Source organism: Paenibacillus sp. J31R34 (genome assembly GCF_059383715.1).
The window spans coordinates 245,004-260,464 of sequence record NZ_JBXENU010000005.1; the positions used below are offsets into that span (position 1 = coordinate 245,004).

At 40.7% G+C, this 15,461-nt stretch carries 9 protein-coding genes; all 9 read left to right on the forward strand.

Annotated features, from left to right (window positions below; translation table 11 throughout):
• The first annotated feature begins 57 nt into the window (after positions 1-57).
• Positions 58-1,566 carry an ABC transporter substrate-binding protein gene (locus AC50YG_RS16095; protein WP_494828030.1) on the forward strand — a complete coding sequence of 503 codons (1,509 nt, stop codon included), beginning with the start codon at positions 58-60 and terminating at the stop codon, positions 1,564-1,566.
• An 84-nt stretch (positions 1,567-1,650) separates the two neighbouring features.
• Positions 1,651-2,580, forward strand: a complete 930-nt coding sequence (locus AC50YG_RS16100) for an ABC transporter permease (protein ID WP_494828031.1) — start codon at positions 1,651-1,653, stop codon at positions 2,578-2,580.
• Between the two features lie 27 nt (positions 2,581-2,607).
• Positions 2,608-3,495 carry a carbohydrate ABC transporter permease gene (locus AC50YG_RS16105; protein ID WP_494828032.1) on the forward strand — a complete coding sequence of 296 codons (888 nt, stop codon included), beginning with the start codon at positions 2,608-2,610 and terminating at the stop codon, positions 3,493-3,495.
• 42 nt (positions 3,496-3,537) lie between these two features.
• Positions 3,538-5,325, forward strand: a complete 1,788-nt coding sequence (locus tag AC50YG_RS16110) for a permease (RefSeq protein WP_494828033.1) — start codon at positions 3,538-3,540, stop codon at positions 5,323-5,325.
• Positions 5,326-5,703: 378 nt separating this feature from the next.
• The gene (locus tag AC50YG_RS16115; RefSeq protein WP_494828034.1) at positions 5,704-7,179 is read left to right on the forward strand and encodes a sensor histidine kinase; all 1,476 of its coding nucleotides are present in this window, start codon (positions 5,704-5,706) and stop codon (positions 7,177-7,179) included.
• Positions 7,180-8,769, forward strand: coding sequence for a response regulator transcription factor (locus tag AC50YG_RS16120; RefSeq protein WP_494828035.1), 1,590 nt, complete (start codon positions 7,180-7,182; stop codon positions 8,767-8,769).
• A gap of 150 nt (positions 8,770-8,919) precedes the next feature.
• The gene (locus tag AC50YG_RS16125) at positions 8,920-10,200 is read left to right on the forward strand and encodes a class II aldolase/adducin family protein (RefSeq protein ID WP_494828036.1); all 1,281 of its coding nucleotides are present in this window, start codon (positions 8,920-8,922) and stop codon (positions 10,198-10,200) included.
• Positions 10,201-10,520: 320 nt separating this feature from the next.
• Entirely contained in the window at positions 10,521-12,467 is a 1,947-nt protein-coding gene (locus AC50YG_RS16130) for a GBS Bsp-like repeat-containing protein (protein ID WP_494828037.1), read from the forward strand.
• Between the two features lie 728 nt (positions 12,468-13,195).
• On the forward strand, positions 13,196-15,442 hold the full coding sequence (locus AC50YG_RS16135) for a hypothetical protein (RefSeq protein ID WP_494828038.1): 2,247 nt from the start codon (positions 13,196-13,198) through the stop codon (positions 15,440-15,442).
• The last annotated feature ends 19 nt before the right edge of the window (positions 15,443-15,461 follow it).

Genomic DNA, 15,461 nt, shown 5'->3' on the forward strand with positions numbered 1-15,461 from the left:
AAATGATAGCGGATACAATTATATTGTAAAAAGAAATTACGAGGGGAGCAATTAAAAATGAGGTTTGAAAAAAAGATTATGACGCTTGCCTGTCTCGTCATTTTACTGCCTGCCTTAATTATTGGTTGCAGTAAAAACAATGCAGGTTCGGAAGCGTCGCCAGCCGCTTCGGCAGCAACAGAACCTTCTCAAGAGCCCTATGTTGTCAAGATTATTATGGTGGATGATGCCGACGACGAAGCGGTGAAAGAGGTTGCAGCGGCAGCAAGCAAAATTACAGAAGCAAAGTTTAACACAACCATTGAGCTTGTTCGTTTTGGCTTCAGTTCCTTTGGCCAACAAAGAAATCTGATGCTTTCTTCCGGAGAAGATTTTGATTTAATGCCAAGCTTCGGATTGACTGTTCCAAATGCGGCCAACAGCGGTCAGGTTGTGCCTCTGAATGATTTGCTCAAGGAATATGGGAAGGACATGCTGGAGCAAATCCCTCAGTCCGATTGGGATTCAACTTCAGTAGACGGTCAAATTTATGCGGTCCGCAACAATAAAGAGCTTGCATCCGGGTATGGTTATGCCATTCCGACCGAGTATCTGGAGAAGCTGGGCACCGACACTTCTGCCATTAAAACCGAGGATGATGTTGAGAAGCTCCTTCGTGAGGCAAAGACCCAGTTCCCGGATATGTATCCACTGGTGTCCGATGCTGGAACGATGGGATATTATATTTCCTACAAGGATGATTTGGGAGGAGACCCAGGAGTTCTGGAGGACTCTACGACTGACCATACAACGGTAGTCAATTGGTATACGTCAGACACCTACAAAAATATTGTAACGAGACGTCATCAATGGCAGGAAGAAGGCTTGCTGCTGCCAAACGGCTCAACCAACTCGGAGAGTGCCGTCAGTCTAATTAAGGCAGGAAAGGCATTCGCGTCCATAACCAACACCAAGCCTGGAATGGAAGGCGAGATTGAAAGAAGCACGGGCAAAAAGATGACGATTATTGAGCTTACTGCTCCGTATTCGACAACTAATAATATTAATAATCTGTGGTATGTTGCCCATAATAGTAAAAACCCGGGAAGAGCGGTGCAAATTCTGAATGAAATGTACACGAATCCAGAATTAGCTAATATCTTTATCTACGGTGTTGAGGGTAAAAACTATGTGGTAAAAGACGCAGCCAAAGGATTAATTGATTACCCTGAAGGAATGAACGCCCAAAACAAAACCTACAGCGCAGATCCATGGGCTTGGCCGAACGAATTAATTTCTCATGTATGGGCCTCCGATTCCCCTACCGTCTGGGAGGATACGCTCAAATTCAACGAAAATGCTACGAAATCCATTGCAAAAGGGTTTATTTGGAACAACACGAAAGTATTGCCGCAAATTGCTGCAGTAAATAATGTACTCGCAAAATATGTGAACGCGCTGGATTGCGGCGACCTCGATCCGGTCGAGGTGCTGCCGCGGTTTGAAAAGGAATTGAAGAGTGCCGGCATAGACGCAATTATAGAAGAAAAGCAGGCTCAGCTCGATAATTGGCTCGCACAAAAATAAACAATAGCAAACAATGCTCCCCCGCTCCTGCGATGAGGCTGTTACGACAATCGGAAGGTAGGAGCGGGGTGAGGGGAGGTCCGCATGAATAGCCTGCAAAAAATGAGTCGGTGGAGAAAAATGCAGTTTCTGCCGCTGTATCTTCTTCTTTTACCCGGGACGATTTATATGATTATCAATAACTATATTCCAATGAGCGGGATTATTGTTGCCTTCAAGCAGTACAATTACCAGAAGGGAATTTGGGGAAGCGATTTCATTGGCTTTCAAAACTTTGAATTCCTGTTCAAAACGCAGGATGCATGGCTGATAACACGCAATACAATCGGTTACAATTTATTGTTTATCGTCATTGGAACGATAATTTCTGTTTTTGTCGCCGTATTATTAAATGAGATCACATCAAAGAAAGCCAAAAAATTTTACCAAACGACTATTTTATTGCCTTACCTGATTTCTATCGTTATTGTGGGATATCTGGTTTATGGATTTTTGAGCGCAGAAACGGGGTTCATCAACAATACGATTTTAAAACCGCTCGGAATCGATCCGGTTTCATGGTATACGAGCCCTAAATATTGGCCCTTCATTTTGGTCATTGTGAATGTGTGGAAATGGTTTGGCTTTAACACGATTATCTTTTATGCCACATTGGTTGGGATCGACAACGGTTATTTTGAATCAGCGGCAATTGATGGCGCGAGCAAATGGAAGAGCATTCTCCATATTTCGCTGCCGAGCTTAAAACCGACCATCATCATTTTGACCTTGATGGCAATAGGGCGAATTTTTTACTCCGATTTTGGACTGTTTTACCAGGTGCCTATGAACAGCGGGCCATTAATGAACGTAACCAATACGATTGATACTTATGTCTATCGTGGGCTTATGCAAACACAAAACATTGGAATGTCCTCCGCTGCCGGCGCTTATCAGTCTCTTGTCGGATTTATTCTGATTTTGATTGCTAATTATACCGTCAAAAAAAGCGACCCCGAAAGTGCGCTATTTTAGGACATTCATAGAAAGCGGGTATTGCAGATGGTTCAAACCAATAAGGGATTCCAGGCGTTTGCGAACCTGAGTCTGGTTGGAATATCATTATTTTGTATTATTCCTTTTTTACTGCTGATTATATCCTCCATAACTAATGAAACGGCCCTGATCCAAAACGGGTATTCGTTTTTCACCAAAAGCTTTGACTTTACCGCTTATAAATATATTCTCACCAATTCAAGCGAAGTAGGTCGAGCGTATTTCATTTCAACGCTTGTCACCGTAATCGGAACCTTGCTAAGCCTGATCATCACCACTATGTTCGCTTATCCATTATCGCGAAAGGATTTGCCAGGGAGAAATATATTTTCTTTTTTTATTTTTTTCACGATGTTGTTTTCAGGCGGATTAATTCCAAGCTATATTATGTGGACGCAGATTTTTGATGTGAAAAACACGATTTATGCGCTGATCTTTCCCAACTTGCTTATGAACGCATTTAATGTCATTATGATGCGCACTTATTTTACGACGAATATACCAGAGGCTGTAACGGAAGCAGCTAAAATAGATGGGGCTGGCGAAATACGTATTTTATGCAAAATTGTACTTCCGATGTCCCTCCCTATTATTACAACACTGGTTATGTTTATAGGGCTAGGTTACTGGAATGATTGGCTGAATGGATTATATTTTATTAGTGATAAGCGATTATTCAGCTTGCAGGTTCTGTTGAATAGAATGCTTTTGGACACGCTTTTCATGATGAGCGGCCTTGGCAGTAAACTGCAGGTTAGCATGGGGACAAGCTTTCCGACAACTGCGATAAAAATGGCAATTGCGGTCATCGGTTTAATTCCTGTACTGCTGGTCTATCCGTTTTTCCAAAAATATTTTATTAAAGGTATAGTTGTCGGAGCGGTTAAAGGGTAATATTCACACACACGATTAATGATAACGATGGAGGAAATACTAATGACGAAATATTCACATTTTAATGTGGCGCTATACTTTACAACGAGATGTATTGCCAATTTTGATTCTCTGGACAACCTCAGAGCAGGCTTTCAATTTTTTGAGAAGCATTTGAAATGCTCCAAGGTTTATCTGGAAACACATAGAGACGACATGGATGTATCCAGAGAGAAGCTCGATGCTTTGAAGCAGTTTTTCCGTGAAAAGGGAATAGCTGTATCAGGGGCTATCACAACAACACGGATGAATACGACAAAAAACAAGCCGCTTATTAACGAAACAGGGGTTAATGGCAGCGGAGGGACGATTTTTGAGAGCCAGGCCGAGCCGATTGAAGAAGGCTATAAGCGATCATGCACGACGCTTTGCTATACAAACGAGGAAGATTTGAAAATGTTGGAGGAAGCAGTTAAATTTGCGGCCTCCGTGTTCGATGAGATTATTATTGATGATTTCTTCTTTACGAATTGCGCCTGCCCGACCTGCATCGAGGCAAAGGGAAGCAAAAGCTGGTCCGAGTTCCGATTGCAATTGATGACGGAAGTATCGGAGAATATCGTTATGAAAGCTGCCAAAACGATAAATCCCAATGTAAATATGATCATCAAATTTCCGGATTGGAATGAATCGTTTCAAGAAACGGGTTATAACCCCGAAACACAGTCGCGGATTTTCGATGAGATTTACACGGGAACAGAAACGAGGGACTCCAACCATTCTTCACAAAGCCTTCCGCGATACGGCAGTTATTCACTCATGCGTTGGCTGGAAAATGTAAAGCCCGGGCATAATGCAGGAGGATGGATTGATTCGCTTGGAAGCACACCTCATATTTCTTATTTCCTTGAACAAGCGATGCTCACGCTTTTTGCCAAAGGCAAGGAGCTCACCTTGTTCTGCTACAGCTGGCTGCTCGACACCGTTCAAATTCCAGCGATTGGACATGAATTGGAACGATTGGACAAGGTGCTCGGCGATACGGGGAATCCAGTAGGTTTGTCGGTATATGAGCCTTTTCATGCACGAGGAGAGAATCATTTGTACGATTATTTGGGCATGGTAGGAGTCGCCTTAGAGCCTAGCCCTCAATTCCCGGACTCACCCGGTTTGGTATTCATCTCTGCGAATAGCGCCCAAGATGCTGAAATTATCCAGAAGCTGAAAAATCACCTGTTGCAGGGCTCGGATGTTTGCCTAACCTCTGGCTTCCTGCGGGAGATGCAGGGGCGAGGCGTCGAAGAGCTGACATCGGCAAGGTACACTGGCAGAAAAGCCTTTTCCAATGAATTTGTATCCGAAGGCATTAGCTTTAATGGTAGCTACTGGAGCCGCAGCAACGTGCTTTTGCCCGTGATTGAGTATATGAGCAATGCTGGAGATTGTATAGTTGCGCTGAAAAAAGAAGACATGTGGTTTCCTGTATTATTGAAAAATAAATATGGGAATGGAACCGTATATATTTTGACGGTACCCGATGACTACGTTGAATTGTATATTTATCCAACAGAAGTGCTGACGACAATACGTCAGTACCTGATGAGTGAATGGAAGATTTATTTAGAGTGCCCCGGTAAAGTATCCATCTTCCTGTATGACAACGATACGTTTATTTTGGAATCTTTTCTTGATCATCAAGAGAAAATCAAAGTGCATGTTGACGGGAATGGGCGTAAACTAGTAGATGTAAGAAGCGGGGAGGAATGGTCTGCCCTGTATGAGACAACAAACGAAACGGTATTTGAAATCGAGCTGCAGCCGCTGATTTATAGAGTATTCAAACGGGTATGAGCTACACATGCAATTAAATAATCATGAATTTGCGGATAAGCTTTATTGGATTGCCTGAAGCTCGGCATTTCAGTAAAGCCTTTCTGCACCTCTTTGAGGAGCCGGATGCATATGAAAGTAAAATCACGAATTTCATATAAAAAGCAAACCATTCTAATTTTACTTTTGTTGATCGTTCCTTTTATGATTTGCTTGCTTTTTTACAATATATATACGGCCAATACGGTAGTTAACTCGAACATCGTGCAAGAAAACAAAAGCAAGCTCCACGTTTATTCCTCATCTCTCGAGAAGAATTTATCCAATATTCATTCTTTTATGTCCACGACTGTAGCGAACGATACGAATTTTAAAGTGCTAAGCTACAAGGTTGGGAAATTGGATGCTTATTTGTCTGCCTATGAAATTTTGGAAAAAAGTAAAAATGTCATGTCTATGTATGATTTGGTGACCGGTTTTTTTCTCTATTCGGCTCCTAACGGTCTTATTTGGAACGAGTTTCAAAGTAAAACCGATTCCATTGATCGCCCAAAGCTGACCGTCGAACTGCAAGAAATGATACAAGAGGGCGATATTGTACCTGCAAAGTGGTTTGTGCGCGAGCTGAATGCCCAGAATTATCTTGTAAGAGTATTAGAATACAAGCAGGCCTACTTTGTATGTATCATCCAGTTGAATCGAGCCGCCCAATTATTAAATGTCGACAGCTCGGCCAATCCCAATGTACTGTTGTTTGCTTCAGAAGGCATGCAGTTACTGACGACCGATCAATATTTGAATAATAAAACGATTACATTAAATATGACAAAAAGTGGAAACCCTTATTATACAACGAAGATCGGTGACAGCAATTACCTCTTCATTCAAAGCGATTTCGGAGTTCCTGAACTGAGAATGGTATATCTTGTGGCTATTCGGAGCTTTTGGAATAATATGGACAGCAAGCAGCTTTCATTGCTGTTCTCTTCTATCCTTTGTATATTATTAGTGCCAGTAGGTTATTATTTGCTGAAGAGATCCTTTTTCTCTCCGTTTAAGGGCTTTGTAAATACAATGAATCATATAAAGGATGGAAATTTCGATGTGAGCATGGTCAATCATTCGCCCATATTGGAATTTGATCAAATGAGCGATACGTTTAATGAAATGCTCCATGAAATAAAATCGCTGAAAATTAAGACGTATGAACAAATGCTTGAAGCACAGCTTGCCACGATGCAATATCTAAGAATACAAATACGTCCACATTTCTATTTAAATTGTTTGAACAACCTGTATGCGCTTGCCGAGAACAGGAATTATAAAGAGATACAAGAAATCATTCTGTTGCTTTCAGGTTATTTGCGTCATATGTTCCAGGAATCTCCGTACTTTGTTACTTTGTCAGATGAAATTTATAACACGGAAACGTATGTGAAATTGCAACGGATGACGCAATTCATATCCATTCATTTTTCGGTAGAAGTGGATAATGAGTTAAATGATTTTCCGATACCCCCCATTACAATATTGACTTTTGTAGAAAATTCCATGAAATACGGGATGTACCAGGATAAGCCCTTGATCATACATGTAAAGGCTAGACATCTGAGAAGTGATTCGATGAACTATGTCAACATCACTATTTTGGACAATGGCAAGGGATTCTCGGAAGAGGAGCTAGCTCGCTTGAATTCGGAACTCAGCGAAACAGACTCCCAGCATGTAGGAATCAGTAATGTAAAGCAGCGCTTGCTCTTACAATACAAGGGAGAGGCCATTCTATTATTCTCTAATTCGAATGGCGCATGTGTGGATATATTCATTCCATGCTCCGATTCCATATCCCAATCCAAGCATGATGAGGTGGTTTAGATGATTGTGCTTATCGTTGACGATCAGACACATATCGTGGATGGCATTTACTCCGGCATTGATTGGGATAGGATTGGCGTCAAGCAGGTGCTGAAGGCTTACAATGCCTTTGAAGCAAAAAATATTTTAAAAAGTCAGATTGTCGACATTATGCTTAGCGATATTGAAATGCCAGGAGAAAGCGGTCTTGACTTATTAAGGTGGGTGCAGGAGAAAAAATATGAAGTTGCATGCTTGTTCTTGACCTCACACGCGAACTTTCAATATGCGAAAGAAGCTGTACAGCTAGGAGGGCAGGACTATATTCTCCAGCCTGCTAAATATGAAGATATTGAGCTTTCCATTGTTCAGGCCATACAAAAAGTAAAGGGCAAACGGGAGAGCGAAAAATACTCCTCTTACGGAAAGCTGCTTTTCAATAACAGTGAACGTATATTGCAGGCGCTGCTTAAAGAATGGTTTTCCGAAAAGGCTACAAGCCTCGAAAGCTTTTTGGCAGATATGAAGAGCTTTAATGTACAAATCAACGAAAGCAGCCAGGTGTATTTATCTTTAATCGATATGCAAAGCAATGGGGGTTCCTACGGAGTATGGGATGCGTCCACGTTCTCTTATGCCTTGTCGAATATTATTACGGAGCACTTTGACGCATATGACCAGCAGGTACTGCTCATTTCACTGGAAGACCACTGTTTTTTATGTATTATATATTCCAGTGACAACGTATTAGTCAGTCCTTGGATTCTTAAAAAGCAATTGGATACCTTAAGGGAATTTATGCAAAAATATTTTAAATGCAAAATTGCTTGTTATTCCGGTTCATCCCATTCCATTGCCATGCTGGGCAAGAGATTTCATGAGCTTAAAAAAATGAAGGAAGACAATGTGGCGGGTCTTGATGATGTCTTTATGCTGAATCAAGATAAAATGATCCATCAAATTGAAAAAAATGCTGAAGATATACAAATGTGGAATCAGTTTCTCAGCAAAGGGTCGCCAGATTTGATTTTAAATGAAGTTTTGCTTTATCTTAAGCTAATGTCTAAGGAAAGCGATTTAAATGCGAAACGCTTAAAGCGATTTTACCAGAATTTTATGCAGCTGATCTCTCATATGGCGGGATATATGAATATCTCGGTCAATGATATTTTTGAAGGCAGCGAATGGCTTGAGAAGTCGCTTCATTCTTATTCCAGTGTCGCAGACATGGAAAATCTGATTAAATACGTGATGGAATATTTTCAGAGTATATCCGTCTCCAAGCAGGAAGCGCAGCGACAGGTAGATATCATTATCCAATTTATTCGTTGCAACATAGAAAATGAGATCAGAAGGACGGATATTGCAGAAGCTGTTCATCTGACACCAAACTATGTTTCAAGGCTTTTTAAAAGTGTAATGAATATCTCCTTGAAGAGCTTCATTACAACGGAGAAAATGAATACGGCCAAAACGCTGCTGCGGAACACAACACTTCCAATCAGCATGGTTGCAGCCAAAGTGGGGTATTCCAATTTCTCGCATTTCACTCAAGCTTATAAAATGTTTTTTGGCGTTACTCCTATTGAGGATCGGCAAAATAAGCAATGAAATTTCCAATTGAAAAGTGGGAATGCTTTGGGGCTATCTATGGGCCTGAGGCATTCTTTTTTTGATATGTAAGAAAAGTCACTTTCAAAAACAAACAAAAGTAATACAATATAAACAAAGATATTGAACGCAAAAAAGGGGGACACGCAAATGGAATTCACCTTATTACATCCTTCCGATCAGCTGGTCATGATGATGGAGCGCATTTACGGTTATGGCATGACGACGACTTCAGGCGGCAATTTATCGATTTTGGACGATAATGGCGATCTTTGGATTACGCCTGCTGGGATCGACAAGGGGGAACTGACGCGTCAGGACATCGTTTGTGTCAAGGCGGACGGTACGATTGCAGGCAATCACCGGCCATCGAGCGAATACCCGTTCCATCAGATGATTTATCGCAGAAGGCCGGATATTCGGGCGGTCGTTCATGCACATCCACCGGCGCTTGTGGCGTTCAGCATGGTGCGTAAAGTGCCAAATGTCCGTCTGCTGCCAAATGACTATTTGATTTGCGGCGAGGTGGGCATGGCGAAATACGGCTTGCCGGGAAGCGCGGAGCTGGGTGAAAATATAGCGGATGTATTCAGCGAAGGGCTGAACACGATTATGCTGGAAAATCACGGCGTCGTAGTAGGCGGCCGGGATTTATTTGAAGCCTTTCAAAGATTCGAGACGCTGGAATATTGCGCGCGGATGGAGATACAGGCGAATCGGATTGGGACGCCAGTAACGCTGGCGGCCGAACAGCTGGCGGATACGCGCGAGGTGCTGCTGGAGGAGTTCGTACCAGACTTTTACAGCAGTGAGGAGAAGGAAGCACGCCGGGAGATGTGCAAGCTCATTAAGCGTTCTTATGATCAGCGGCTGTTTACGAGCACGCAGGGGACCTTTTCCCATCGGGTCGGTGAAAATTCCTTCACTATTACGCCGTATGATCAGGACCGTAAATATGTGGAGCCAGCGGATCTCGTACGCATCGACGGCGGGAAGAAGGAGGCGGGCAAGGTGCCTAGCCGCTCGGTGCAGTTTCACCAGCATATTTATGAAACGCAGCCGCATGTGAACTCGGTTATTATTGCCCATCCGCCCAACATTATGGCGTTTGCGGTGACGGAGGAGCTGCTGGACTCGCGGACGATTCCGGAAAGCTATATTTTGCTGCGGAATATTCCTAAGCTCCCGTATGGAGATTTGTATACGAAGCCGCAGAAGGCGGCACAGCTTTTTCAGGAGAACACGCCCATCGTCATTGCCGAAAATGACTGTGTCATCGTCACCGGGCAAAGCCTGCTGAACGCCTTCGACCGTCTGGAGGTCGCCGAATACAGCGCGAAAGCAACCATTTCAGCGAAAAATATTGGCGCTATTGTGCATATGGAGCAGTCGAGGATTGCGGAGCTGGAGCAGGCTTTTGGGTTGAAGTAGTAGGATAGTTGGTAGATAGACATGATAGAGTAGAAATTGCCCAGTCCATGAATTTGTGGAGTGGGCTTTTTTTGAATAGTTAGATCTAAGGAACTTAATATAAAATCTGAAAGTGATTAAAGTATTAAATTAAACTTTTAGATAGATATATATTATGTTAAATTATAAGCTGCATGAAAAATTTAATTTTCTATAATAGTCAGTTAAGTAGTAGGCAGGAGGCATTTATGAGCTGAACCTTATTTTTCTAGACGCATTACAGAATGAGACGAGCCGATTGTATATGGATAATTTTATTTTTTTACTAGGAGAGGGCTGAAATGTTGAATTTATTCCAAGTAGTATATCAAAGAGAGAGACAAAAAGATTTTAAATTTGTTATAAGCTTGATCGTATCTATTGCTATTTTATTTGTTTCTCAAAATTCTATTTATGCGGCTTCTTCTTATTATGAGTACGATGATTCCAACAGATTAATAGCTATATATACAATGGATGGTAATAAGCAATATAAAATCACTTATAATTATGATGCTGCTGGTAATCTGATTTCAAAAAGTAAAGCAGAAGTATCCTCTATATTGGCACCTAAAGAAACTAGTTATTCTAATGTGTCCTATGAGATCATTGTAAATGGTATTGATTCCAATGCTACAAATGTTCGTTTTAAAACGTCGACTTCACAAGATCCTGCTCCAGTTTGGAGAGAAGGGGAAAAAGTGACAGGCGGTATCTGGAAAATTACAATACCTTTCAATGAGCATGTTGGGATTGGTCTTTATACGACAGATATTTATGTAGGAAATACACTCTGGAATTCAAGCAGCACAACAGTCAAGCAAACGACCAGTATCCGAATTCCAACTGAACCTAACCTGGCAGCAAAGGGTTATGAGGTATATGTAGACGGAGTAGGCGATAGAGTAACCAAAGTTCAATTCCCCACGTGGACAATTCTAAATGGACAAGATGATTTGGTATGGAGTGAGGGCGTGAAGGTTTCGCAAGGCACATGGAAAGTTTGGATCCCATTTAGCGAGCACAATTATGAAAAAGGTATCTATGTTACTCATATTTATACTTATGATACTGTTGGTAACAAATTGGGGATTTCCAATTTCACAGTTGAAGTGAAAGAAGATGTAGCAGCCCCCATAGAAACGAGTAGTTCCAATGCTTCTTATGACATTTTTGCCTATGGCGTGGATGCTGGAGCAACAACTGTATGGTTCCCTACATGGTCGACACAGGATCAGAGCGCGGTGTGGCATGAAGGTGAAAAAATTCAAAATGGTGTTTGGAAAGCAACTATTCCTTTTAGCCTGCATATTGGAATAGGTCTATATACAACACATATTTACGTTGGAAATACATTCTGGAAAGTAAGTACTACTACAGTCAAGCACACGACGAGTATACGAATTCCAGCTGAAGCCAGTCTTGCAGCAGGCGGTTACGAGGTGTATGTAGATGGCGTAGGAGAGATGGCCAAGAGAGTTAGTTTCCCAACATGGACCAATTTAAACGGGCAAGACGATTTAGTGTGGAGTGAAGGAGAAAAAGTAGCTGAAGGTACATGGAAAGTGTGGATTCCGTTCAGTGAACACAATTATGAAAAAGGTAGTTATAATACACATATTTATACATATGATGCTGCTGGTAACAAATTGGGGATTGCAAATCGTGTAGTTGAAGTGAAGGAAGGTGTGGCAGCCCCGGATGAAACGAGCAGTTCCAATGCTTCTTATGACATTATTGCTTATGGAATTGATGCCGCAGCAACAAATGTAAAGTTCTCAACATGGTCAGCGCAGGATCAGAATGCTATTTCACATGAGGGTGCCAAAATTCAAGCTGGCGTATGGAAGGTGACCATTCCTTTCAGTCAGCATGTCGGAATTGGTCTCTACACAACAAATATTTACGTAGATAATGTACTTTGGAAAATGAGCAGCACAACAGTTAAACATACGACTAGCTTGCGAATGCCAAAAGAAGTAAATTTGGCAGTAGGCGGTTATGAGATCAATGTGGATGGTGTAGGGGATCGGGTAACAAGAGTCCGTTTTCCAACGTGGACTAATCTGAATGGACAGGATGATTTAGTATGGAGTGAAGGGGTGAAGGTAAAACAAGGCACATGGAAAGTGTGGATTCCATTTAATCAACATAATAATGAAAAAGGTAGCTATATTACACATGTTTATACGTATGATGCTGCTGATAATAATTTGGGGATAGAAAATGGTAGTGTAATGGTAAAGTAATAATCAATCGATAGATAGTTGAAATACATTTGAAAAATTTAAGGATTTATGGATTAGTGAAGGCGCTGAATGATTTAGCAATAGCAGAAAAAAACCGCAGAACTGCTCTTAAAGGAACAACTCCGGAGAATAAATATTAGGATATAAATAAAGAACTTTGACCTTGGGAAAAAACCAAGGTTATTTTTTTGATTCTGTGAAATAGTTTGTGTAAGTTCCAAAACCTACTAAAATGGATGTAATGGATAGGTTGAGAGAATTTGTTCCGCCAGTAATAGTTGAGCCGACTTTTAATGAAATCCTGCATGAATTAGATTTTGCACTGAATCATGGTGCTATAGCAGACGATGGGCTAAGGAATACAAAGAGCCTGCAGCATCTGAGTATGTTAGAAAAATAAAACTAGCCTTATTTCAGAAAGCGAGAACGATGATCTGATGGCTTGCTTATATTCAAAAAATACATCCACTTGATACAGTCATGGGCTATTACTATTTGTTGAATTAATGAATTTTACGTCTATAAACTCATTTGAAGTGTAATAAATTTTATTTCAAACTTAAATTTCGACATATTAAAACAAAGTTCGACAAAATCTCCTGATGAATAAAATAATGTGATCATGTTATATTAATCTCTGGGTCTTTTAGAGGGAGAGAAATATTTACCATGTTATAGAACTTGATAGGTGTAGAAATATTTTTCTAATACTGTAGGTGGGGGTTCATATGTCTAGAAATTCTTTTTTCACACGGTTAGTGATAGCTTTTTTTATGTCGCTTGTAATCGTAACAACAATTCCTACAGGAGTTTTTGCTAATCAACAGAGTAAAGTAAATGAAGTTTTATTAACACGCAATAATGAGAACTTACTTGTCAATTCGGACTTTGAGGTAACAGGAATAAATGGAATATCTAAAAACTGGGAGAGCTATGGCTCTGCAAATTTTAGTTTAGTCAGTAATCCTGTATCGAGTGGAGTGCAAGCTCAAAAGATAACCGTATCCAATTTATCAACAGGTGATTTTGTTTCTGTCAATCAGGCTTTAGAGGTTGTTCCTGGTACTCCGTTTGTATTGAGCGGAAGGTTTAATATAGAAGCTTTATCCCATGCAAAAGTTCAACTCCAAGCTGATTTTTATAATCGCGAATCCTATCTTTCATCAACTGTTCTTGACTTGTCTCAAACGAACACAGTTGGCTATGTAACGCTATCTGGTCATGATATCCTTCCTGAAAAAGCCTCTATTGTACGTATACATGCCCTAATTCGATCAACGGGAAGCAATGGAGCAGGTACCATCTATGTAGACTCTATTAAACTCGCTTACACAAGCGAGGGGAATTTAGTTGCAAATTCTGATTTTAAACAGTCAGGAGCTAGCAACCCATTAGCAGATGCATGGGCAAGCGTGTTTTCAGCCACCTCTCAATTTTCTTTAGTAACAGACCCCGTATTAAATGGGAAAAAGGTTCAAAAAATAGCTGTAAATCAGCTGCCAAAAAATGAGTTCGTGAGCGTTTATCAAAAGATGAAGGTAACGCCCAAACAGTCATTTAATATAAGCAGCAGAATTTCCGTGGAATCTTTGACAAATGCTAAGGTGCAGCTTTTTGCAGAATTTATGAATGGAAGCCGTTATGTAGGTAGCAAAACGATGGATTTGGATGTAAAGACATCTGGAGCTTACTGGACATTGTCAGGTTTTGGTGAGGTGCCCGAAGAAGCAATAACCATGACCCTTCATGTTCTAATAAGAGGGCTGGATAATAACGCTGCAGGTGTCATTTATATCGACAATGTTAGTTTTGAATACGCAGCTGAGGAAAATCAATTGAAAAATGGAAGCTTTGAATTACTGGACTCAGGAAATATGAATACTGGAATGAATGCTTCTAGCTGGTCCTACACTTGGGGAGCTCAATCTTCCTTTGAGTTGGTCACAGCTTCCAATCAAGTAACGGATCAACTTCGAGCTCAGAAAATAACGGTTTCACAATTACCTAATAATGAATTTATCGGAATTCACCAATCGCTAAAAGTAACGCCGGGCCAATCTTATTCAGTAAGCGGTCGTTTTAAAATTGATACTCTTCAGCATGCCAAAGTACAGCTGTTATTGGATTTTTCGAGTGTTAATTCGTATGTATCTACCGATATCGTAGATGTTCCTACAACAACTTTAGGTGAATACATTCATGTTTCAACGATGGGAGTAGTTCCGCAAAATGCGGCGTTTGTTCGTGTCTACGCCATTATTCGTTCGCAAGGCACCAATGGAGCAGGCACATTTTTCGTAGATGACATGAGATTTAGTAAGGAATCTAACCTCTTGCGAAATGCAAATTTTGAACGGGAAAAATTCGGGGAAAATGTTGCTCAGGATTGGAAGCTTGTGAAGCCTGTAAGTTCAATTGAGGTTAATCAGGTAATTAAAAATCAATTCCAGCCTGATGGGCAAATGAATATTTACTCTAGTTCAGGTTTACTTCATTATTCGACCCAAGCTAAAAATGAAAAACGATTAAACACCTTTTATAAATATGATTTAAATGGGAACTTGATTAAAAAGCTGAGCCTGTTAGCAAATAATAGTCACACCCTAATTTATCAAGGGAGTAAGTCACAGAAGGTTGCGGGCTCTTGGATTCCTAAAAATGAATTTTATAGCATCTCTCAAACCTTCATCGTTAAACCGAATCTATCCTATAAAGTGTCAGGTCATGTAAATGTGGAGATGCTTTATAACTCAAAGCTGCAATTATATATCGATTTCTACGATTTTTCTGGAAACTTTATTTCAAGCAATATAACCGATGCTGTATTAACAAATGGGCAGTATATGTTGCTAGAAAATCAAGGGCAAACGCCTAACCAAGCTAGTTTTGCAAAGCTGCATTTCTTACTAAGAGCCAATGAAGCAGATGCTGCGGGGATTTTTTATGTGGATAAAGCAGCGTTTTATTATAGTTAGCTGAAAGGGAACTGAGATA